This window comes from Brevibacterium atlanticum (genome assembly GCF_011617245.1).
In the GTDB taxonomy this organism is placed as follows: domain Bacteria; phylum Actinomycetota; class Actinomycetes; order Actinomycetales; family Brevibacteriaceae; genus Brevibacterium; species Brevibacterium atlanticum.
Window position 1 is genome coordinate 3,931,814 of the sequence record NZ_CP050152.1, and the last position, 20,806, is coordinate 3,952,619.

A 20,806-nucleotide genomic window follows, 5' to 3' on the forward strand; every position below is an offset into this window, starting at 1 on the left:
ACCGTGGTCTTGGCGCTCCGCCGTTGTCTCGAGGGGCCTCGGGCCTTGTCTCGCGGTGCTGCCGACAGACCCTCAGGCCAGCAGCAGCGTCGGATCCTGCAGTCCGCGGCCGACGTCGGCGAGGAACTTCGAGATGATCTCGCCGTCGACGACTCGATGATCGGCGCTCACGGAGAGCGTCGTGATCTCACGCGGGACGATCTCGTCGTCGACGACCCAGGGCCTATTCCGGATCTGTCCGAAGGCGAGGATCGCGGCCTCGCCCGGGTTGATGATCGGAGTGCCCGCATCGACGCCGAAGACGCCGACGTTCGTGATCGTGATCGTGCCTCCGGACTGATCGGCCGGCGGCGTCTTCCCCGATCGTGCCAGTGCCGTGAGGTCCTGGATTCCCTGCGCGAGTTCTCCCAGTCCCATGGCCTGCGCGTTCTTGATGTTCGGGACGATGAGTCCACGCGGTGTGGCCGCGGCGATGCCGAGGTTGACGTACTTCTTGACAACGATCTCGTCGCCTTCGAGGCACGAGTTGATCCGCGGGTTGCGTCCCACGGCCCAGGCCACGGCCTTGGCCACGATGAGCAGCGGTGAGACCTTGACGTCCTCGCCGAGGAACTTCGTCGACTTCAGCCTCCGGACCATCGCCATGGTCTCGGTGACGTCGACATCGAGGAACTCGGTGACGTGCGGCATCGTGAACGCCGAATCGACCATGGCCTTGGCCATCATCTTCGTCACGCCCTTGAACGGGATCCGCTCTTCGAGTTCGCCGGAGGCACTCGCCGAGGTGGCCGACGAAGCCGTGCCGCCCGCGGTCTGCGACGCGGTCGAGTTCGCCGCCGCGTGCACATCATCGCGGGTCACGTCCCCGCGGGGACCGGTGGGGACGACCTGGGTGAGGTCGATGCCGAGGTCCTTCGCGAGCTTGCGAACGGGTGGCTTCGCCAGCGGCCTGCCGGTTCCGGACGAGGCCGGGGCTGTTGCCGCATCGGTCGAGGCCGGGGGAGCATGTGATGCCGGCACAGCGGGCTGGGCAGGCGATGCCGCAGGTGCGGCGGGTGCTGACACGGAAGGCGCAGCAGGCGCAGGAGCCGCAGCAGCCGGGGCCGGGACGGCACCGCCCTGGCGGGGACGACGCTTCGACGACGTCGCCTTCGCGCCGTAGCCGACGAGCGTGGCTCCGCCGTCGGCGTCGGCAGCTGCCTCGGTCGCTGAGCCGGATGCTTCCGCGCCCGACGACGCACCTGCCGAAGGCCCACCGGACGAGGACGCAGCGTCACCCGCGGAACCGGGGGCAGCCTCGGCGCCGGAGCCGTCATCGGCACCTCCGAAGCGGATGATCGGGGTGCCGACCTCGATCGTCTGTCCCTCCTCGACGAGGAGGGCGTCGACGGTGCCGGCCTGCGGGCTCGGCAGTTCGACGAGGGACTTCGCGGTTTCGATCTCGACGAGGATCTGATTGACGGTGACGGTGTCGCCGGCGGCGACCTTCCAGGACACGATGTCGGCTTCGGTCAGGCCCTCACCGACGTCGGGAAGAGGAAATTCGAATGACATTCTTGACTCTCCTCGAGGTCAGTAGGACAGGGCCCGATCGACACCGTCGAAGATGCGATCGAGGTCGGGCAGGTAGTGCTCTTCCATCCGCGAACCGGGGTACGGGGTGTGGTAGCCGCCGACGCGGATGACCGGGGCCTCGAGGTTGAAGAAGCAGCGTTCGGTGATGCGCGCGGCGATCTCGGAGCCCAGCCCCAGGAAGGTCGGGGCCTCGTGGGCGACGACGAGGCGGCCGGTCTTCTTCACGGACTTCTCGATCGTCGTGAAGTCGATCGGGCTGAGACTGCGCAGGTCGATGAGTTCGACGCTCTTGCCCTCGTCCGCAGCCGCACTGACCACGTCCTGGGCGGTCGGCATGAGCGGTCCGTAGGCGATGAGGGTGACGTCGGTGCCTTCGGTGACGACGCGGGCATCGTGCATGCCCAGTCCCCCGCGATCGGCGGTGTCGACGTCCCCGCGCAGCCAGTAGCGCCGCTTGGGTTCGAAGAACATCACCGGGTCGTCGCTCCTGATCGCGTCCTGGATCATCCAGTAGGCGTCGTGGGCGTTCGACGGTGAGATCAGCCGCAGTCCGGCGTGGTGGGCGAAGACGGTCTCCGGGCTCTCCGAGTGGTGCTCGGGTGAGCCGATGCCGCCGCCGTAGGGCACACGGATGACCATCGGGATGCGCTCCTTGCCCAGGGTGCGGTTGAACAGCTTCGACACCTGGGTGACGATCTGGTCGTAGGCCGGGAAGATGAAGGCATCGAACTGGATCTCGATGACCGGGCGGTAGCCGCGGATGGCCATGCCGATCGAGGTGCCGACGATGCCGGATTCGGCCAGTGGGGAATCGATCACACGCTGCGGACCGAAGTCCTTCTGCAGGCCCTCGGTGACGCGGAAGACGCCGCCGAGCTTGCCGATGTCCTCACCGATGAGGACGACCTTCGGGTCGTCCTCCATGGCCTTGCGCATTCCGGCGGTGATCGCCTTTGAGAGGGGAAGCTTCTCCATCAGGCCTCACCCGCATCGGCGAACGAAGCCTGGTACGCCAGGAATTCAGCGCGCTCCTCGTCGACGAGGGAGTGAGGTTCGGAGGTGACGTGGGCGAACATTTCGATGGGATCGGGGTTCTCCATCGTCATGCAGTTGTGGCGGATGCGGGCGGCCAGGGTGTCGGCTTCGGCGTCCACCTCGGCGAAGAACTCTTCGCTGGTCTCGGTGTGCTTGTCGAGGTGGGCCTTGAGGCGGACGATCGGGTCGCGGTCTTCCCAGATCTCCTCTTCGGCCTTGTCGCGGTACTTCGTCGGATCGTCGGCGGTCGTGTGGGCACCGCGGCGGTAGGTGAAGGCTTCGATGAGCATCGGGCCGTTGCCGGCGCGGACCGAGTCGAGGCTGGCGCGGGCGACGGAGTACATCGCAATGATGTCGTTGCCGTCGACGCGGATGCCGGGGACTCCGAAGCCCTCGCCGCGCTTGCACAGAGGAACCGCAGTCTGGACGTGGGTGGGTTCGGAGATCGCCCACTGGTTGTTCTGGCAGAAGAACAGAACCGGGGCGTGGAAGGCTCCGGCGAAGGTCAGCGCCTCGGAGACATCGCCCTGCGAGCTGGCGCCATCGCCGAAGCAGGCGATGGACACGGTGTCGCGATCGATGTCGCCGGTGCCGACGTCGCCGTCCATACTCACGCCCATGGCGTAGCCGGTGGCGTGCAGGGTCTGCGAGCCGATGACGATGGTGTACGTGTGGAACCGGTGCTCCTGGGGATCCCAACCGCCGTGGTTCTGGCCGCGGAAGATGCTGAGCAGGGTCTCGGGTTCGACACCGCGAGTGTAGGCGAGGCCGTGTTCACGGTAGGTGGGGAAGACGAAGTCTTGGGGGCGGGCGGCCCGGCCCATGCCGATCTGGGCTGCTTCCTGCCCGAACAGCGGTGCCCACAGGCCCAGCTGTCCCTGACGCTGGAGGGCGGCTCCCTCGGCGTCGATGCGGCGGACCAGGACCATGTCCCGGTAGAAGCCGCGCAGATCCTCGTCGGTGAGTTCTGCTGCGAAGGCGTCGTATTCACCGGATTCGACGCGGTTTCCGTCTTCGGTGAGCATCTGGATCATTCTGGGCTCCTGGGACTGACTGTGGGCAGCACCGGTTCCCACTGAAATGTTGGAGGTCATTCCAGTTCTCCTTTGTTCGAGGTCCATCATCACCGGAGGTGACCAGTGGTGGACCGAGTCCGTCGGGCAGGCCCTCGGATGTGAGAACTCGCCCTCGAGTGATCTGATTCACAGGTGATCCCACGATACCGAATCCACTCACTGCTTGCCACTCTCACCGTGCGGTTCGAGTATCAAAAGTGCAGGTCAGAAACAGACTATGGGCTGACTTCGACACATGTGGCCCAGTTCCAATCGCCTCAGCGGACAATTGTCGATCCCCTCAGACTTAGTCCATCGTCCGACCAACGCATGTCCGAGCACCGGATGACCGCCGGTCTCCCCGCCGAGGCGGCCGGCCCGCCCGCGGTCACGCGCGATTCATGTGTGCTTGCGCTTTCCCTGGTAGTCCCGGGTCTTCTTCAGGTCTCCGGTGAAGAACCCCGAATTCTTCGCAGTGAACCGGTCGAGGCTCCCGTTCCCCGATCGCAGCAGCAGCGCGATCGACGCCGCATAGGCCGTCGACGAGTGCGCGGCACCGGCCGAGTCGAGCATGTCGGCGATCTCGGCATCGGACTTGTCCTTGAGCGCCGGGGCTTTGCGCAGTTCGTCGGGGTCATAGTCGACGGTGATCGTCGACCAGTTGTCGGCTGCGGGGTTCTCGTTGCCGTCGAGGTCGGGCACGAGGTCCTGTTCGTGTTCGATCGAGAGCACGTCGATGTCCGAGCCGATGGCGAAGTCCGAGATCGGCGAGCCCACCGTCATGAGCGCCGTGACGTTGACATCGGAGAGGAAGGCCGGGTCAGCCGCTAGGGATCCTGCGGTGATGCCGCCCTGCGAATATCCGACGAGCATGACCTCGTCGTTCGGGTCGATTCCCGCATCGGCGATCGCCTGGCGGACCATCTCGCGCATCACCGTGTCGTTGCCGGCCATGCCCTGCACGTTCGTCGTCATGTCCGTCGTGTTGTCTCCGGACTTCGGCGACCAGTCGGTGGTGGCCGGAATGTAGACGATGTAGCGGGTGGTCCCGTCCGGTCCGACGATCTCCTCGATGCGCACTTGCCCGGAGTCGGTGCCGCGATGGCAGGCCGCTTCCCTGAGGTAGAGATCCTCGAGGTCGCGCGGAGGCTTCTCATGCGGCGGGGTCACCCCTTCCGCTTCCCAGACCTCCACATCGGAGGGCAGAAAGAACCCGAACTGATTCGCCCCCGCCAGCAGCCACACGGTCATCGACTGTGAGTCGTGCGGCCAATAGGCGTGGTCGGCATCGGTGTCCAGCAGCGCGGGAGGCAGCCCCACGAAGCCCACGACGATGCCCGGCAGCACGTGCTCGATGACGGCTCCGGCCACATCGGAGTGTTCGAACACGGCGGTGACCAGTGCCTCCTTGACCTGTGCCTTGGTCTTGCCGAGATCGATGCCGAAGTGTTGGGTGATGACATCGTCGAGTCCGGTGACGTCGAGGATCTTCGAGACCACGAGCACCTGAACGCCGATGGTGACGGCGACCGGAACGATGATGGGCAGGCTGATGGCGATGATGCGTCCCGTCGCATAGCCGATGGCGTCGAGCAGTCCCCCGAGGGCCTCGCTGATGCCCTTCTCGGCCTGCCGGTAGGCGAACGCGGCGGCCTTCACACCGACGGCCGTCGCCTCGAGCTCGAGCAGTGACGCCGCCAGCTGCCCGTGGAAGCGCATGCGACAGGCGTCGAGGTTGAGCGCCGTGAGCGGCGCCGGCACCTGTGTGAGCAGGGTCGCGAGATCGAAGTCGCCGACAGCCGCCTGGACCGACAGATCGCCGACATCGCCGATGATCGACTGCAGCGCCTCCCCGCTGTCGTCGGCGCGCTGGTCGACGGTGACCCGTCCGCCCCCGCGGGTCCGCGAAGCGATCATCACCGCACCCCCGGCGACATCGTCCGGGACAGCACGGCCGCCACCAGCATCCGCACTGCATCATCCTCAGCGGCGACGTCCGCATCGACGGTGATCGAGTCGCCGCGGCGTTCGAGGACAGGACGGAACCAGGCGCCGTGCCTGCGGTGGAGGAACTCGAGACCTGCGGCCCCACCGCGGGCGGCCCAGTTCACGGTGAGCACGCAGTCGTGTTCGACCAGACCGGCGAGTTCGTCGACGACGTTGCCGATCCGCCTCGGGTCGATTCTGCGCAGCAGCTGGTGGTGGGCGAAGCCGTCGAACCCCTCGCCGTGGAGCGCCAGCACAGCCTGGCTGGTCGCCGGGCCGAGACAGAGCGCGAGTTGAACGGATTCGACGCCCGAGGACAGGACGACCGTGATCCGCACATCGCCCTGGTTGAGTTCGGCGGCGAATCCCGCGACCCACGCCGTGAGCACGTCGAGTTCCCGGTTCCCCGGGACGGATTCGCCGAGGTCGATGAGCTCGATGGTCTCCCCCACCGAGGTGACGCCCGCGTCGTCGTCCCCCGTCGATTCGGGGCTCCCGTCGCTCTCGCCCGCTGAGAGGGACCCCTCATCGTCCTCCCCTGCCGGGCGGGGTCTCGCATCGTCGTCGCCTGCCGGGCGGGGTCTCGCATCGTCCTCGCCTGCCGGACGGGGTCCGGTGCCACGCTCCCCCGCCGGGCTGGCACCGACGTCATCGTCTTCGGCGTGGGGCCGCCTCGGCGAGAGTTCGGTCGGCCACAGTCGGCGCAGACGGTCGGGCAGCCGACGGATCCTCTCGAGATCGACGACGATCCACTTCTCGAGGTCCCTGGTCCCGAACTCCGATGCGATGCTCACAGCTGGATCCGTCCTCCCACGGAGACGACCTGCAGATGCAGTTCGTACGCCTCGGCGAGGTCGTCGGCGCGGTCCGCGAGCGCATCGATCGACTCCGCACACGATCTCACCCTGTCCTCAAGCAGGTCCCCGGCCGGAGAGTCCCATCCTTCGATCTGCCGACAGTTCTGCGCAAGGTTGCGCAGCAGCTGGGCACGGCCTCGCCACTGCTCACGATTGCGTGCCAGCTCGTCCGTGATCACCCTTCACTCCTCACTTCGATGCAGTTCGCGACCGTGCGATCCCCACGCCTCCGGTGCACACAGGACTGGCCCGCGCTCGATTTCCCTTTGACCGTAGGAGAGCGCCGACCAGGCTGGGAAGCCCCGAACTCGACCCTGGGGAAGTCCCTCGGGCATCCACAGGGTTCGCACGCCGGAGTCGACGCTGCGTCCACAGGCGATCACGTTCGAGTCGTCACTCTCACCGCCGGACCCGCCCGCCCGTCGGCACGCTGCGGTCAGGCGGGTTCCACCCCGGCCGGACGGTTTCCGCCTCACTCGGCCGATCATGAGAAAATGGGGGCATGCCGACTGTTTCCCTTGCCGAAATCACGCCCGCCATCGCTCTCGGACCGCTTGATGGTCGCTACCGCAAAGACACCGCTGACCTCGTCGATCACCTCTCCGAGGCGGCACTCAACCGCAACCGCATCATCGTCGAGATCGAATGGTTCATCCACCTCGCACAGAACTCCGTGATCGAAGGTGTCCGTCGCCTCACTCCCGACGAAGTCGACGCCCTGCGTTCTTTCGCGGACGGCTTCGACGCCGAGACCATCGCCACGCTGGCTGCCCATGAGGCGGTCACCGTCCACGACGTCAAGGCCGTCGAATACACAATCAAAGAAGCCCTAGTGGAGATCGGCGCCGACGATCTCAGCGAGCTCGTGCACTTCTGCTGCACCTCGGAGGACATCAACAATCTGTCCTGGGCCCTCGGCATCAAGGGCGCCACCGAACAGGTGTGGCTGCCGCGGGCAAAGGCGCTCATCGACAGCATCGCCGAATCCGCCGCGGCCCTGGCAGAAGTGCCCATGCTCGCCCACACCCACGGCCAGCCGGCCACCCCGACGACGATGGGCAAGGAACTCGCGGTATTCATCCACCGCCTGCGCCGCCAGTACGAGCGCATCGCCTCCACCGACTTCCTCGGCAAGATCAACGGCGCGACCGGAACCTACTCGGCCCATCTGGCCGCCGTCCCGGGAGCCGATTGGCCGAAGGTCGCCCAGACCTTCGTCGAGGACCGCCTGGGACTGACGTTCAACTCGCTGACGACGCAGATCGAATCGCACGACTGGGATGCCGAGCTCTTCGCCGACATCGCCCGGTTCAACCGCATCGCCCACAACTTGGCCACCGATATGTGGACCTACATCTCGATGAACTACTTCAAGCAGATCCCCGTCGCAGGAGCGACCGGTTCCTCGACGATGCCGCACAAGGTCAACCCGATCCGGTTCGAGAACGCCGAGGCCAACCTCGAACTCTCCTGTGCCCTGCTCGATTCGCTCGCGTCGACCCTGGTGACCTCGCGGATGCAGCGCGATCTCACGGACTCGACCTCGCAGCGCAACATCGGCGTCGCCTACGGACACTCGGTGCTGGCGCTGAACAACCTCGTCAAGGGGCTGAGTGCCCTGGCCATCAACGAGGACGCCCTGGCCGCCGACCTCGATGCGAACTGGGAGGTCCTCGGCGAGGCCGTCCAGTCGGTGATGCGCGCCGCCGGCCTGCAGGGGACTCCGGGAATGGAGAACCCGTACGAAACACTCAAGGAGCTCACCCGCGGCAAGCGGATCAACCAGGCCGACCTGCAGGAGTTCGTCTCCGGGCTCGGGCTTCCCGAGGAGCGGGCGGAGCTGCTCAAGGCGCTGACGCCGGCCAGTTACATCGGCGTGGCTGCGCAGTTGGCCGAGGCCGAGGTCGCCGACTGGCAGAAGCTCAGCGAAGCCTGATCCACTGCTGTCGACGACTCTTCCATGAGCCTGGAACGACCATCGGGGCCGATTTCCGAATTCGGAGACCGGCCCCGATGTGTCTCACTGATCGGCCGCCAGCTGGAGGGCCGTCAGCTGGAGGGAATGTCGAAGGTCGTTGTGAACGCCGGGACCTTCTCGTCGGTTCCCATCACCTTGCCGGCTCCGCGTTCGTAACGGATCGTGTAGGTGTCCTTCTTCTCATCGGGGACGTACGCAATCCAGCCCTGATGGGTTCCACCGTCGCGGCGCGACACGTCCTCGAAGGGATCGTAACCGGCGGCTCTCATCTCCTCCTTGAGGCCGTCCGTCTGGTCGTACCGGTATTCGGCACCACCGTCGTCGGAGATCTTGAACGCTCCCGACTGGATGAGTCCGCTGTACTTCTGACCTGGGGTGATCTTGACTTCGAGGAGGACGACTTCACCGCCGAGTTCGATGGACGTCGCCTTCCTGGCCGAGTCGAAGTTCCGCACGGCCGAGAGCACCTCGATCTTGTCCTCCATCTCGGGATCTTCGAAGCTCTTCCCGATGCTGGCCTCCCCCTGACTGCCCGACGACTGCCCCGAGTCCGAGCTCGAGGATCCACTGTCTGAAGTCCCGCCGCCTGTGGTTCCGCCGTCCGAGCCGCTCGTCCCGGTGTCAGAAGCGGTTGTACCGTCATCGGCGCTCTCAGTGCCCGCATCCGATGAGGAGGATCCCGCGTCGGAGGCTGCCTCGTCGCCATTCGAGTTCTGCGAGGCCTCGTCCTCACCGCTCGGCTGCTGACCATCGGCTCCGCCCTGCTCCCCGGAGGTTCCGTCCTGGTCCGGCACCACCTGGTCGATGAGCGAGCAGCCGGAGAAGGCGAGGGTGCAGCTGAGCACGGCGGCTGCGGTGAGAACGGCGCGATTCGTGCGTTTCATGATGACTCCTAGGTCGGTTCCTCGCACCCGGGAACCGAGCGCCCGAATGCCTCTTATGGAACCAACCTATGAGCCCATCGGCGCACAGATGTGCGCTGTGTGTGGCAGAACCGTCACGTCTGTCATCGATCGGATGCATCCCACCCGGCCGACGTCGTCGAGCCCAGATATCGCTCCTGACCGGGCGAGACGCCCATCCGGGCCCGTGGCCGGACGACCACCCGGCCCAGCCCTCAGGCGGGGACGAGATGCCTGTCCGCGTCCACCTCGGCGAGGGTCTTCTTCCCCATGCTGCGGGCGAGGAAGAGCGTAGGAACACCGGCGACGACGATGACGACGGTCGCGTAGATCGCCGGAGCCAGGTTGATGCCCGTGGAGGACATCAGCGCCGTGGCGATGAGCGGTGAGAGCCCTCCGAAGAGGACGGTCGCGACGTTGTAGCCGATGGCCATGCCGGAGAACCGACTCGTACCGGTGAACTGCTCGGGCACCATGGCCGCGGCGACCGCGCTCCATCCGGCTGCGGGGATCGCGAGGAACGCAACACCGAAGACCGCCCCACCAGAGGAGCTGCCGCCCAACAGAGCGTAGGCGGGAATGATCGTGAACACGAAGACGGCCATGAGTACGGCCAGGGCGGGCTTGCGGCCGAACCGGTCCGAAGCCAGGCCGAAGAACGGCGTGACGACGATGGCGACGACGGCGGCCACGGTGCCCAACGCCAGGGACCCCGAGTTCGGGACCTTTGCGACCTCTTCGATGTAGGTGGGCACGTACGTGATGTTGAGGAAGTAGCTGACCGAGCCGATCGAGGAGATGAGGAAGGCGACGAGGATCGCCCGCGGCTGCTCGAGGATCGCGGTGATGAGCGGCGAACGCTCGAGTGCAGTGTCCTTCTTCTCCTTCTCCGCCTGCTGCAGCCGTTTGAAGGTCTCCGTCTCCTCCATCATCGACCGCAGCGGCACCATGAGGATCGCGAGCACGGCGCCGAGGACGAACAGCAGCCGCCACCCCCACGAATCCATCGCCTCGGTGCTGAGGGTATTGGCCAGCAAGGCGCCGGATCCGACCGCCAGGAGGGCCCCGACCTCACTGTTGGCCGCCGCCCAGCTGGCCGCGAGTCCGCGCTTGCCCGGTCCGGCCGATTCCATGAGGAAGACCATGATGCCGGTGTATTCGGCGCCGACGGAGAACCCGGACAGGCACCGGAGGGTGACCATGAGGACCCCCGCCCAGATGCCGATCGTCTCATAGTTCGGGATCACTGCGATCCCGAGCATCGAGATGGCCATGAGGACCGCGGAGATGATGAGCGTGGAGCGCCGTCCGATCCGATCGCCGAGGTGGCCGAAGACCATCGCGCCCAGAGGCCGGAAGAGGAAGCCGGCCGCTCCCACTCCGAGGGTGAGCAGCAGGGAGTCGGTCTGGTCGCCGAAGAATTCGGCGGTCAGCGTCGTGGCGACGTAGAAGAAGATCGAGAAGTCGTACCATTCGACGACTGTGCCGAACGCCGCGACGAACATCGAGCGACGGCGTCCGCTCTCGCTCCTGGGCTGCCGTTCGGAGGCGGGGCCCGAAGAAGTGGGATCCGAAGGGGTGTGCTGATCGAACTCTGACATCGTCGGTTCCAGTTCGTTGGGAATATGTGATCGTGGGGTCGATGCCGCTGGGGACAGGCGGCCGGATCGCTCGTCGTCCCGAGCGTACCAGTCGGGTGTGACATCCCGAACCGATCACGACAGAAATGTTACTACCGATCAGTAGCCAAGTGACGAATCGGTGGCTACGCTCGATGACATGGAGAGATCAGCACCGCAGCCTCTGCAGATTCCGGTGAGAAGCCGCCTCGGCGACGGGACCATCGCCGGTCATCTCCGCGTGCCCGAGGCTGCCCCGCGCGGAGTGGTCACGATCCATCCGGCCACCGCGACACCGGAGCGCTTCTACTTCTCCTTCGCCGATGCCCTCGTCGATCACGGGTTCGCCGTGGTCACCTATCGGATGCGCGGGGTCGGCAGTCCCGCCGCACGGACGAATCCCAGACTGCGCATGAGCGACTGGATCACCGAGGATGTTCCGGCCGTGTCCGCGTGGGCCGAGGAGAGATTTCCCGGGCTGCCGCAGTTCGCCCTCGGGCACAGTCTCGGCGGGCATGCCCTGCTCCTCGGGTTCGGCGGTGAACAGCTCAGCGGCATCGTCACCGTCGCCACGCATCGGGCGGCCACCAGAGACATCATCACCCGCACCGAACGGATGCGCGTCCGCGCCATCCTTGCCGTCCTCGGTCCGGCCCTGACCCGGCTGCTCGGCTATGCGCCGGGTGAGCGACTCGGGCTCGGGGAGGACATTCCGCGAGCGGCTCTGCTCGAATGGTCGCATTGGGTGAGCAGGCCCGACTACTTCTTCGACATTCCCGAACTCGCCGCCGCTGCACGGATGGCACGCATGCGCACACCCGTCCTCTCCGTCGGGGCCGCGGACGATCTGTGGGCCTCGCCCGGGCAGATCGACGAACTCGTCGACCGTCTGCTCCTCGCCCCGGTGGAGCGTCGGACATTCACCGCGTCCGAGCTCGGAGTCAGGCAGATCGGCCATCACGGGCTGATGCGCCGCTCGGTCGGCCGCGGGGCCTGGCCGGAGATCATCGACTGGCTGGCACGGGCCACGGAGGTGCAGGCCGCGGACGTGAGGGCAGCGGACGCACAGCCTGCGGACGTGCAGGCTGCAGATATGCGAGCCACAAGGGTGGTGCAGACACCCACGCGACCCGAGCGGGTCAGAACGTGACCGTCCGCCGCTCAGCGCACCGTGAGGCCGAACAGCGAATCGGTGAACCGGTTGCCGAACATCGCCTCCGAATCCAGTCGGGCCCGCAGCGCACAGAAGTCGTCGAAGCGCGGGTAGAGTCCGCGCAGTCGCTCCGCACCGAGGGTGTGGATCTTGCCCCAGTGCGGGCGTCCCCCGTGAGCGAGCGCGATCCGTTCGACGACGCGGAAGTACTCCGCGAAGTCCTCTTTGTTGAACCGGTGGACGGCGATGTACATCGTCTCCCGACCCGAAGCCGTCGACAGCGGCACATCGTCGGCGGCCGCACACCGGACCTCGAGGGGGAACGAGATCGTCCACCCCTTGGCTTCGATCGCCGCCCGGATCTCACGGATCGCCTGCGAGCCGGCGGCGAAGGGCAGTGCGTACTCCATTTCGTTGAAGCGCACTCGACGCGGGGTGACGAACACGTCATGGCCCGGCGCCCGGTAGATCCGGTCCGAGACCACGGACTGGGCGATGCGATTGATAGACGGCACCGCACCCGGGAGCTTGGCCCCGAGTTCGACGGCCAGGCGCAGGGCCCCGTTCTCCACGACCTCCTTGTCGAGGAGGTTGAGCCATCGGTTGCGCACCCCCGCCTCGGCGAGGTGACCGGGTCCGGCCTGCCCCGGATCCACACGGGTATTCGTCTTCGTCAGCGCCGAATCGGTGTGCGGGAACCAGTAGAACTCGAAATGGTCGGCCGAGCGCATCCGCTCCTCGAGTCCGTCGAGGAGTTCGGCGAGACCGGCCACCTTCTCCTCGGCGATGAGGTCGAAGGCCGGAACGCACTGGAGCTCGACCTCGGTGAGCACACCGAGCACACCGAGGCTGACCCGGGCGAGATCGAAGACCTCGGGCTCGGTCTCCGCGGACAGATCGCGCACACTGCCGTCGGGACCCATGAGGGAGAGTCCGGTGATGGTGCCGGCGAAACCGGTGAACCCGAGGCCGGTGCCGTGCGTGCTCGTCGAGACCGCCCCGGCCAGCGACTGCGGGTTGACGTCGCCCTGGTTGGCCAGGGCCAGACCGAAGGGCGCCAGCAGCCCGGGAATGTCCCGCAGCCGGGTGCCGGCGTGGAAGCGCACACGCCCGCTGGCCTCGTCGACGGCGACGATCCCGCTGAGCTCGTCGAGGTTGACCATGACATCGTCGCCCGCAGCGACCGGGGTGAACGAATGGCCGGCACCGACGACCCGAAGACGATCCCCGTCCGCGGAGGCGCGGGAGACTATTGCGGACAGCTCCTCCGCCGAGGTGGGGCGACAGTACGTGTGCGGATGGGCGTGAACGTGCCCGGACCAGTTCCGAAACGCCTGCCGGGTGCTCCCCGTCTTCACTGTGCTCACAGCACCAGTCCTTCTCCCCTATATGTCGTCCACGTGTCGACCACTTCCGCGCCCTCGACGACGAGGAATTCGTTGAAATGTTCTGCCAGCTCCCCGGCCTTCGCATGCCGGAACCACACGAGGTCGCCGATGCGCAGATCGTCGACTCCGGGCCCGGTCAGCGGCGTCTGCACCTCGCCGGGGCCTTCGAGGCCGGAGTATTCGAGCCCCGGCGGCCAGGCGATGGTCGGCAGGCGGTCGGTTCCGGGCACTCCCGAGGCGATGAAGCCGCCCTTGAACACGGTCACCCAGCCGGGCGCGGGTCGGCGCACGACCGGGGTGACGAAGAAGGCGGCGGGTTGGTGCCGGAAATGCGTGTAGCCGTCGAAGAGCCCCGGGGAGAACAGTCCGGACCCGGCAGCGAGTTCGCTCAGCGTGCCCTCGATCGCGCTGGATTCGAAGGAGCCGGTGCCGCCTCCGTTGACGAATTCGAGGTCGGCGACCTCACGGACGGCGGCGATGACCGCGGCCCGGCGCTTCGCGAGCTCAGCGATCGAGGCCTTCTGCATACGACGCACGATGGCCTGCCTGACCGAGCGACCGGCGTCGGCGGTGCCCGCGATCTGCCCTTCGTAGAACATCAGACCGACGAGGTCGAAGCCGGGCCGAGCCGCGACCTGCCTGGCCAGGGCGACCGCGGAGTTCTCATCGCGGATCGGCGAGCGCCTGGAGCCGATGTGGAACCGATCGCCCATCCAGGCCTCGGCCAGCCGGAAGGAGGCGTCGACGTCGATGCACACCCGCACCGAGGCGGCGGCCGCCTCGGCGTGGGCATCTGCGAGGGAATCGCGCGCCGCGTCGATGACATCGAGATGGGTCACGGAGTCGATCATCACGGTGATGTTGTCGCACGCGCCCACCTCGGCGAACATCCTGGCCAGCGCCTGCTTGTCGAGGCTCGGATAGCCGATGACGATGTCACGGATGCCGCGCGCGTGGAGGGCCAGAGCCTCGGGCACGGAGTACGCGAGCACGCCGGAATACGCGGGATGCGCCAGCGCGCGTTCGATGGCCGCAGGTACCCGCAGGGACTTCGAGGCCACCCGGATCGGCAGCCCTCGGGCACGGTCGGCCAAGGCGTCGAGGTTCGCGTCGAAGGCCCCGAGGTCGATCACGGCGGTCGGTGCGCCCGTGCCGTCCAACGCACGACGCAGATCACTCGAAACCATGTCAGATAGTCTATCCGCACGTGACCCACGTCATTTGGGAAGGAATCCGATGAGATCCGAAACCACCACAGCATCGCGCAGCGAATCCGCCGCCGAAGCGACCGCCTCCCGGCCGGGCACCGGCCCTTCCGCATCCGGCACTGCCCGGCCCGTGTCCGCCCCGTATACCGCAGCGTTGCGGGACTTCCTCGATACCGACCCGTACGCCGAGGCCTCCGGGTCGGGCGAGCGGGAACGCGGTGTCGTGCCGTTCACCGGCGAGGAGGTCGTCCGGTTCGCCCGGAACACCCCCGCCGATGTCGAGGCCGCCTACCGGACCGCCCGCATCGCCGGCTCGGCCTGGGCCGCCCAGTCCGTCGAACATCGGGCGAAGGTGCTCATGCGGCTGCACGACTCACTGCGTCGGCACGAGGACCTGCTGCTCGACATCGTGCAGTTCGAGTCCGGCAAGGCACGCATCCACGCCTACGACGAGGTCCTCGACACCTACAACGTGCTCCGCCACTACGGGGTGATGGCCGCGAAGTACCTCCGTCCCGACCGTCGGCGCGGTGCGATCCCGGTCCTCACCCGCACCGAGGTGACCCACACTCCCCTGGGCGTGATCGGCTTCATCACTCCGTGGAACTACCCCCTGACCTTGGGAGCGACCGACCTGTTCGCGGCGCTGACCGCCGGCAACGCCGTCGTCCACAAACCCGACTCGTCGACGACGCTGACCGCGATCTTCATGCGCAGGCTGGCGATCGCCGCGGGCCTGCCGGCCGAACTGTGGCAGCTCGTGCCCGGCCCCTCCTCCGAGATCGGTTCCGCCATCATCGCCGGCGCCGACGGGGTCTCGTTCACCGGGTCGACGCCCGCTGGCCGGTCGATCGCCGCGGACACGGGGCAGCGTCTGCTGCCGACCGCCCTCGAACTCGGCGGCAAGAATCCCATGGTCGTGCTCTCCGACGCGGATCTGGCGAAAGCCGTCGAAGGGGCGGTGCGCGGGTCGTTCTCCTCAGCCGGTCAGCTGTGCATCTCGGTCGAGCGCATCTACGTCCACGAGGATCTCTATCCGGAGTTCTGCACCCGCTTCGCCGAGGCGGCCCAAGCCCTGACCTTGAGCGCCGACTTCGCGTACGGGCCCGGGATGGGATCGCTGGGCGGACCGAAGCAGTTCGAGAGGGTCAATGCCCATGTCGATCAGGCCCGCGCGGCAGGCGCCACGGTCATTGCCGGCGGGCACCCGGTGCCCGAGGTCGGCCCGTACTTCTACGCCCCGACCGTGCTCACCGATGTTCCTGCTTCCGCCGAGCTCCACCGTGAGGAGACCTTCGGTCCCGTCGTCTCGGTCTACCCGGTGTCCTCCGACGCCGAGGCGGTCGCGGCGGCCAATGACAGCGAATACGGCCTCGCCGCCGTCGTGTACTCCCGCTCCCACGGACGCGAGTACGCCCGGCAGATCGAGGCGGGAATGATCAACGTCAACGAGGTCTACCCGGCCAGCTGGGGATCCATCGACGCCCCGGCCGGCGGAGTCAAGGCTTCGGGACTGGGCCACCGGCACGGAATCGACGGCATCCACCAGTTCATGCATACCCACACCATCGCCGAGCAGCGGCTCCACCCGATCGCCCCCACCTCGGTGCTCGACCAGAAGAAGTTCGCGGGCCTCATGTCCGGGGCGCTGTCGGTGATGAAGTCCCTGCGGATGAAGTAGGGGGACGCGCCGCGGTAGGCGGGCAGCTCTCCCCTCCTCAGTTGATGCGGTCGAAGAATTCGTGCGCGACGGGTACGGCCGCCTCGGCGCCGAATCCTCCGTCCTCGACGAGCACGGCCACGGCCAGGTCTCCCTGGAACCCGGCGAACCACGAATGCGTGCGCGGCGGGGAGTCGGTGCCGTATTCGGCGGTGCCGGTCTTGCCGTGCACGTCCTTGCCCGGGACGTCCTTGAGATCGGTGGCGGTGCCCTCGGTGACCGTTCGGCGCATCATGTCCTTGAGCTCCTTCGCCGCGTCCGCGTCGAGCTGTGGGGCGTCGCCGGCAGTGTCGGTGGCGTCTGCCGTGTCTGAGTCCTCGAGGGCATCGCCGAGGACGAGCTGCGGAGTCACGGTCTCCCCGGCGTTCACCGAGGCCGCCATCGTCGCCACCGCCAGTGGGCTCGCCTGCACCTTGCCCTGACCGATCATCTGCGCGGCGTGGGCGACGGCGTCATCGTCGGTCGGGACCGAGGCCATCTTCGCTCCGATGCCCAGCGCTCCGGTGCTGTCCTTTTCTGACCCGGCCCCGCTTTCATTGTTCTCAGCCCCGATCGTCATGCCGAGTTGGGCGGCTGCCTCGGCCACCTCGGCGCCGGTGACCTTCTCACCGGAGGTCACGAACGCGGTGTTGCAGGAGTGGGCGAAGTCGTCGGCGAAGCTGACGTTTCCGAGCACCTCGTCCTCGGCGTTCTTGAAACTCTTGCCGCCGATGTTCGCTGTCTTCGGGCACGCGATGTCATCGTCGGGCTTCACTCCAGACTCGAGGAGGGCGAGTCCGGAGGCGATCTTGAACACCGAACCAGGAGCATATTGGCCGCTCAGCGCCCGGTCCCACGCCGCACCCTTCGGGTCGCGATTGGCCACGGCGAGGACGTGGCCGTCGCTGGGCCGGATGACGACGACGGCGGCCGGCTTCTTCGCGGTCGCGGCCGCCTTGTCCGCGGCGTCCTGCGTCTTCACGTCGAGGGTGGTCTCGAGATCGTCGCCGTCCTTCTGCTCGAAGGCGTGCAGGCTGGTCAGCTTTGTCTTCCCGCCTGTGTCGTCGGTCGAATCCCCCTTGGCGAAGACTTCGACGCTCCCGGGGCCGGCGAGGCGGTCATTGAAGGTCTTCTGCAGCCCCGTGCGGCCCACGATGTCGCCGGCAATGATCTTCCCGTCGGACTTCTTGATGTCATCGGCGCTGGCCTGCCCGGTCGATCCCAGGGTGGCTTGAGCGAAGCCGCGGCTGCGCGTCAGGTTCTGGCTGCCGTCGGAGAAGAGGACACCGGGCAGGTCGTGGATGTCGTCCTTGACATGCTTGTAGTCGTCTTCGCGCAGGGTGATGACGGGGACGAGTTGGTTGCCCTCGGCCTCGTCGACCGCGTCATCGAGATCATCGGCGTCGAGGTCGAGGGAATCGACGCCGTCGTTGAGCTGCTTGACGAGGGTGCTCAGGGTGTCGGGTTCGAGCCGGTTCGGGTGGACTCCGATGTCGACGACCTTTCCCTCTTCCATGAGGACGTCGTCATCTGCGCCGAGGATCTTTCCGCGTCTGCCCGGGTTGGCTCGCAGTTCGAAGCTGCCGCCTTTGCCGAGCTTCGGGTGGATGGCCTTTTCGGTGAGGTCGGCCCACCAGAAGAGCCCGTGCTTCTCCAGCGGCAGTTCGGAGCTGTATCTCCAGGCCTCACCGTCGAGGTTCGCCCACGTCCAGTCGAGTGTCGCCACAGTCTGTCCGTCGGACTCCGTCACGTCATCGACGGTGACCGAGCGCAGATCGACTCGCTTGCCCAAGGACTTCGTGACCCGGTCGAAGGTGCCTTGGACCAGTTCCTTCTCATGCCAGACATCGGATGACAGCTGCTCTTCGGCGAGATCGCGGGCCGCGGTCTCTGCCGCAGTGGAGGCCAGCATCGGCAGTCGGAAGATCGCGAAGACACCGGCGCCGGCGAGGAGAACGAGGACAAGGGCGACGGCCGACCAGACCCGCGACTTCTTCGACATAGGTCCATCCTCTACCGCGGTTCCTGCAATGTCCATTGCTGTGCCGCCGACCCGGCCGCGCTAGGTGGGCGAAATGGTCGGCTGACCTTCGGAATCTGTGGACCAGAACGCCCACCTAACGCAGGCGAACGGGAAACGGGCGCCGAAGCGCTCACGGTCCGACAGATGCATCCGCCGAATCGACTCCCGCCGCTTGCACAGATGTTCGGTCGGTCCACCGTGGTTGCCGCGCTCAGAACGCCGTGGATCGACCAAACAATTGCTGCCGGACCAGGAACGGCCTCAGTTCGCGTCGGCGACGACGGTGTATTCGAGCACGGGGCGACCCGCCGCTCCATAGCGGGGGCGACGTTCGAGCATCCCTGCGTCGGCCATGGATTCGAGGTAGCGGCGGGCGGTGACGCGCGAGACTCCGAGACCTTCGGACACTTCGGCGGCGGACTGTCCGGGATTGTCGCCGAGCAGGGCCTTCACCTCGTCCTGCACCGCATCCGGCACGCCCTTCGCGGTCGCGGCAACGGTGTGGGTGCGCAGAGCCGAAATCGCCTTGTCGACCTCCGTCTGGGTGACTTCACCCTCGTTCGAATCCCCGCCGAGGCGGTTGCGGAAGGACGAATACGCCTCGAGTTTGGACTTGAAGACCGGGAAGGTGAACGGCTTGATGATGTACTGCGCGACCCCGTAGGACAGGGCTTCCTGCACGATCTGCATATCCCGGGCGGCGGTGACGGCGATGATGTCCACGTCGACACGTTGACCTCGGATGGCACGGCAGACCTGGAGGCCGTGCCCGTCGGGCAGGTTCATATCCAGGAGCACGAGGTGGATGCCTGCAGGGTCGAGGCCGTAGATCTGGCCCGTCAGAGCGGCCATGGCCTGAGTCGCATTCTTCGCCACTCCCGCGACGTGATAACCATCGAGTCGATCGAGGTACTTCGCGTGAGCACGCGCGGCGACCACCTCGTCCTCGACGACGAGCACACCGATGCTCGACTCAGGAATGGACGTATCTGACATGCCGCCAGTCTAGCCAACCCCTCCGCGACGCGGCGGCGAAACGTGTTCCAGCCTGGGCACATCGCCCGCCTTTCAGAGGCGTTCGAAGATCGCGGCGATGCCCTGGCCGCCGCCGATGCACATGGTTTCGAGTCCGTAGCGAGCTTCCCGGCGGTCCATCTCGCGCAGCAGCGTGGCCAGTATCCGACCGCCGGTGGCTCCGACGGGGTGTCCGAGCGAGATGCCCGAACCGTTGACGTTGAGGCGCTCGAAGTCGTCCTTGCCCAGTCCCCATTCGCGGGTCACGGCGAGCGCCTGCGCGGCAAACGCCTCGTTGAGTTCGATGAGGTCGATGTCGGCCAGAGTCAGTCCGGCCTTCTCCAGTGCCTTGGCGGTCGCCGGGACCGGGCCGATGCCCATGGTCTCCGGGGGCACACCTGCCACGGCCCAGCTGACCAGACGGCCCAACGGCCTGAGTCCCTGCGCCTCGGCGGCGGCGCGGGTGGTGACGATGGAGGCCGCGGCCCCGTCGTTCTGGCCCGAGGCGTTGCCGGCGGTCACAGTCGCCGCGTCGTCGACCTTTCCGCGGATGGGCTTGAGTTTTCCGAGCTTCTCGAGGCTCGTGTCGGGACGGATGTGCTCGTCGGAGTCGATCTGGTGTTCGGCGACCTTGCGGGTGGCGGGGATCGTCACGGGAACGATCTCCTCGGCGAAGCGCCCGTCCGCAGCCGCTGCGGCTGCCCGCTGATGAGAGGCGTAGGCGAGTTCGTCTTGTTCCTCACGCCCGATCGAGTACTGGCGGCGGAGGTTCTCCGCGGTCTCGAGCATGCCGCCCTCGACAGGATGGAATCTGCCGCCCGGGGTGACCCGTCCGCGTCCGAGCGAGTCGACGAAGTCGGCGTTGCCGCCGCGCACACCCCAGCGGATGGTGTCGTTGTAGAAGGGGGCGTGCGACATGGATTCGACGCCGCCGGCGATGACGAAGTCCCCGTTCCCGGAGCCGACGACCAGGGCCGCATCGATAACGGCCTGCAGTCCGGATCCGCAGCGGCGGTCGACCTGTTTGCCGGGCACGGTCACCGGCAGGCCCGCGTCGAGTGCGGTGACACGGCCGATGCAGGGAGCCTCGGAGGTGGCGTAGCCCTGACCCATGATGACGTCGGTGACGAGTTCGGGGTCGAGGCCAGTGCGGCTGATCAGTTCCCGGACGACGGTGGCGGAGAGCTCGTGGGCGGGGATGTCGCGGAATTGGCCCCCGAATGCTCCGATCGGGGTTCGCAGCGGTTCACATACGACGATGTCCTGGTCCATGGCTCCTCCATCTCCTCGGCAGTCGGCCCACTTCGGCCGTGC

General features: G+C 66.9%; 16 protein-coding genes. 3 read left to right on the forward strand and 13 right to left on the reverse strand.

Going from position 1 to position 20,806, the window contains the following annotated elements:
• Nucleotides 1-72: 72 nt before the first annotated feature.
• The 6 genes from GUY23_RS17480 to GUY23_RS17505 form a co-directional block, all read right to left on the reverse strand.
• Complete coding sequence (locus GUY23_RS17480) at nucleotides 73-1,554, reverse strand: dihydrolipoamide acetyltransferase family protein (RefSeq protein WP_166974893.1); 1,482 nt, start codon at nucleotides 1,552-1,554, stop codon at nucleotides 73-75.
• An 18-nt stretch (nucleotides 1,555-1,572) separates the two neighbouring features.
• Nucleotides 1,573-2,550: an alpha-ketoacid dehydrogenase subunit beta gene (locus GUY23_RS17485; RefSeq protein ID WP_166974896.1), complete on the reverse strand. Its 978-nt coding sequence runs from the start codon at nucleotides 2,548-2,550 to the stop codon at nucleotides 1,573-1,575.
• Entirely contained in the window at nucleotides 2,550-3,704 is a 1,155-nt protein-coding gene (gene pdhA, locus GUY23_RS17490; RefSeq protein WP_166974899.1) for a pyruvate dehydrogenase (acetyl-transferring) E1 component subunit alpha, read from the reverse strand. Before pdhA ends, GUY23_RS17485 begins: the two co-directional genes overlap by 1 nt.
• Nucleotides 3,705-4,064: 360 nt before the next feature.
• Nucleotides 4,065-5,582, reverse strand: a complete 1,518-nt coding sequence (locus GUY23_RS17495) for a hypothetical protein (RefSeq protein ID WP_166974902.1) — start codon at nucleotides 5,580-5,582, stop codon at nucleotides 4,065-4,067.
• The gene (locus GUY23_RS17500) at nucleotides 5,582-6,445 is read right to left on the reverse strand and encodes a hypothetical protein (RefSeq protein ID WP_166974905.1); all 864 of its coding nucleotides are present in this window, start codon (nucleotides 6,443-6,445) and stop codon (nucleotides 5,582-5,584) included. Before GUY23_RS17500 ends, GUY23_RS17495 begins: the two co-directional genes overlap by 1 nt.
• A complete protein-coding gene (locus GUY23_RS17505; protein ID WP_166974908.1) occupies nucleotides 6,442-6,687 on the reverse strand; it encodes a hypothetical protein in 246 nt (81 codons plus the stop codon). The genes GUY23_RS17500 and GUY23_RS17505 overlap by 4 nt, the downstream gene beginning before the upstream one ends.
• Before the next feature lie 323 nt (nucleotides 6,688-7,010).
• Between GUY23_RS17505 and purB the strand changes: the two genes are divergently transcribed.
• Nucleotides 7,011-8,444 (forward strand): adenylosuccinate lyase, encoded by a 1,434-nt coding sequence (purB, locus tag GUY23_RS17510; RefSeq protein ID WP_166974911.1) that lies wholly within the window; start codon nucleotides 7,011-7,013, stop codon nucleotides 8,442-8,444.
• 113 nt (nucleotides 8,445-8,557) lie between these two features.
• Here the strand turns inward: purB and GUY23_RS17515 are convergent, their stop codons facing one another.
• Nucleotides 8,558-9,370: a transcriptional regulator gene (locus GUY23_RS17515; RefSeq protein WP_166974914.1), complete on the reverse strand. Its 813-nt coding sequence runs from the start codon at nucleotides 9,368-9,370 to the stop codon at nucleotides 8,558-8,560.
• Between the two features lie 233 nt (nucleotides 9,371-9,603).
• Nucleotides 9,604-10,989 carry an MFS transporter gene (locus GUY23_RS17520; protein ID WP_166974917.1) on the reverse strand — a complete coding sequence of 462 codons (1,386 nt, stop codon included), beginning with the start codon at nucleotides 10,987-10,989 and terminating at the stop codon, nucleotides 9,604-9,606.
• A gap of 178 nt (nucleotides 10,990-11,167) precedes the next feature.
• Between GUY23_RS17520 and GUY23_RS17525 the strand changes: the two genes are divergently transcribed.
• On the forward strand, nucleotides 11,168-12,157 hold the full coding sequence (locus tag GUY23_RS17525; RefSeq protein WP_166974920.1) for an alpha/beta hydrolase family protein: 990 nt from the start codon (nucleotides 11,168-11,170) through the stop codon (nucleotides 12,155-12,157).
• Between the two features lie 11 nt (nucleotides 12,158-12,168).
• Here the strand turns inward: GUY23_RS17525 and GUY23_RS17530 are convergent, their stop codons facing one another.
• Both GUY23_RS17530 and GUY23_RS17535 read right to left on the reverse strand, forming a co-directional pair.
• A complete protein-coding gene (locus tag GUY23_RS17530; RefSeq protein ID WP_208085400.1) occupies nucleotides 12,169-13,527 on the reverse strand; it encodes a D-arabinono-1,4-lactone oxidase in 1,359 nt (452 codons plus the stop codon).
• On the reverse strand, nucleotides 13,524-14,735 hold the full coding sequence (locus tag GUY23_RS17535; protein WP_166974923.1) for an amino acid deaminase/aldolase: 1,212 nt from the start codon (nucleotides 14,733-14,735) through the stop codon (nucleotides 13,524-13,526). Before GUY23_RS17535 ends, GUY23_RS17530 begins: the two co-directional genes overlap by 4 nt.
• Before the next feature lie 49 nt (nucleotides 14,736-14,784).
• Here GUY23_RS17535 and GUY23_RS17540 point away from each other — a divergent pair, with 49 nt between their 5' ends.
• Nucleotides 14,785-16,437 carry a succinic semialdehyde dehydrogenase gene (locus GUY23_RS17540; protein WP_166974926.1) on the forward strand — a complete coding sequence of 551 codons (1,653 nt, stop codon included), beginning with the start codon at nucleotides 14,785-14,787 and terminating at the stop codon, nucleotides 16,435-16,437.
• A gap of 37 nt (nucleotides 16,438-16,474) precedes the next feature.
• On the opposite strand, the gene GUY23_RS17545 is transcribed toward GUY23_RS17540, so the two are convergent.
• The 3 genes from GUY23_RS17545 to GUY23_RS17555 all read right to left on the reverse strand — a co-directional run bounded on the left by GUY23_RS17545 (nucleotide 16,475) and on the right by GUY23_RS17555 (nucleotide 20,764).
• Nucleotides 16,475-18,457 carry a penicillin-binding transpeptidase domain-containing protein gene (locus GUY23_RS17545; RefSeq protein WP_166974929.1) on the reverse strand — a complete coding sequence of 661 codons (1,983 nt, stop codon included), beginning with the start codon at nucleotides 18,455-18,457 and terminating at the stop codon, nucleotides 16,475-16,477.
• 282 nt (nucleotides 18,458-18,739) lie between these two features.
• Entirely contained in the window at nucleotides 18,740-19,474 is a 735-nt protein-coding gene (locus GUY23_RS17550; protein WP_166974932.1) for a response regulator, read from the reverse strand.
• Nucleotides 19,475-19,546: 72 nt separating this feature from the next.
• Entirely contained in the window at nucleotides 19,547-20,764 is a 1,218-nt protein-coding gene (locus GUY23_RS17555; RefSeq protein WP_166974935.1) for an acetyl-CoA C-acetyltransferase, read from the reverse strand.
• Nucleotides 20,765-20,806: the final 42 nt, after the last annotated feature.

Coding starts and splice junctions, on each gene's coding strand:
- GUY23_RS17480 (WP_166974893.1), bottom strand. CDS start 1,554: ATGTCATTCGAATTTCCTCTTCCCGACGTCGGTGAGGGCCTGACCGAA.
- GUY23_RS17485 (WP_166974896.1), bottom strand. CDS start 2,550: ATGGAGAAGCTTCCCCTCTCAAAGGCGATCACCGCCGGAATGCGCAAG.
- pdhA (WP_166974899.1), bottom strand. CDS start 3,704: ATGACCTCCAACATTTCAGTGGGAACCGGTGCTGCCCACAGTCAGTCC.
- GUY23_RS17495 (WP_166974902.1), bottom strand. CDS start 5,582: ATGATCGCTTCGCGGACCCGCGGGGGCGGACGGGTCACCGTCGACCAG.
- purB (WP_166974911.1), top strand. CDS start 7,011: ATGCCGACTGTTTCCCTTGCCGAAATCACGCCCGCCATCGCTCTCGGA.
- GUY23_RS17515 (WP_166974914.1), bottom strand. CDS start 9,370: ATGAAACGCACGAATCGCGCCGTTCTCACCGCAGCCGCCGTGCTCAGC.
- GUY23_RS17520 (WP_166974917.1), bottom strand. CDS start 10,989: ATGTCAGAGTTCGATCAGCACACCCCTTCGGATCCCACTTCTTCGGGC.
- GUY23_RS17525 (WP_166974920.1), top strand. CDS start 11,168: ATGGAGAGATCAGCACCGCAGCCTCTGCAGATTCCGGTGAGAAGCCGC.
- GUY23_RS17535 (WP_166974923.1), bottom strand. CDS start 14,735: ATGGTTTCGAGTGATCTGCGTCGTGCGTTGGACGGCACGGGCGCACCG.
- GUY23_RS17540 (WP_166974926.1), top strand. CDS start 14,785: ATGAGATCCGAAACCACCACAGCATCGCGCAGCGAATCCGCCGCCGAA.
- GUY23_RS17545 (WP_166974929.1), bottom strand. CDS start 18,457: ATGTCGAAGAAGTCGCGGGTCTGGTCGGCCGTCGCCCTTGTCCTCGTT.
- GUY23_RS17550 (WP_166974932.1), bottom strand. CDS start 19,474: ATGTCAGATACGTCCATTCCTGAGTCGAGCATCGGTGTGCTCGTCGTC.
- GUY23_RS17555 (WP_166974935.1), bottom strand. CDS start 20,764: ATGGACCAGGACATCGTCGTATGTGAACCGCTGCGAACCCCGATCGGA.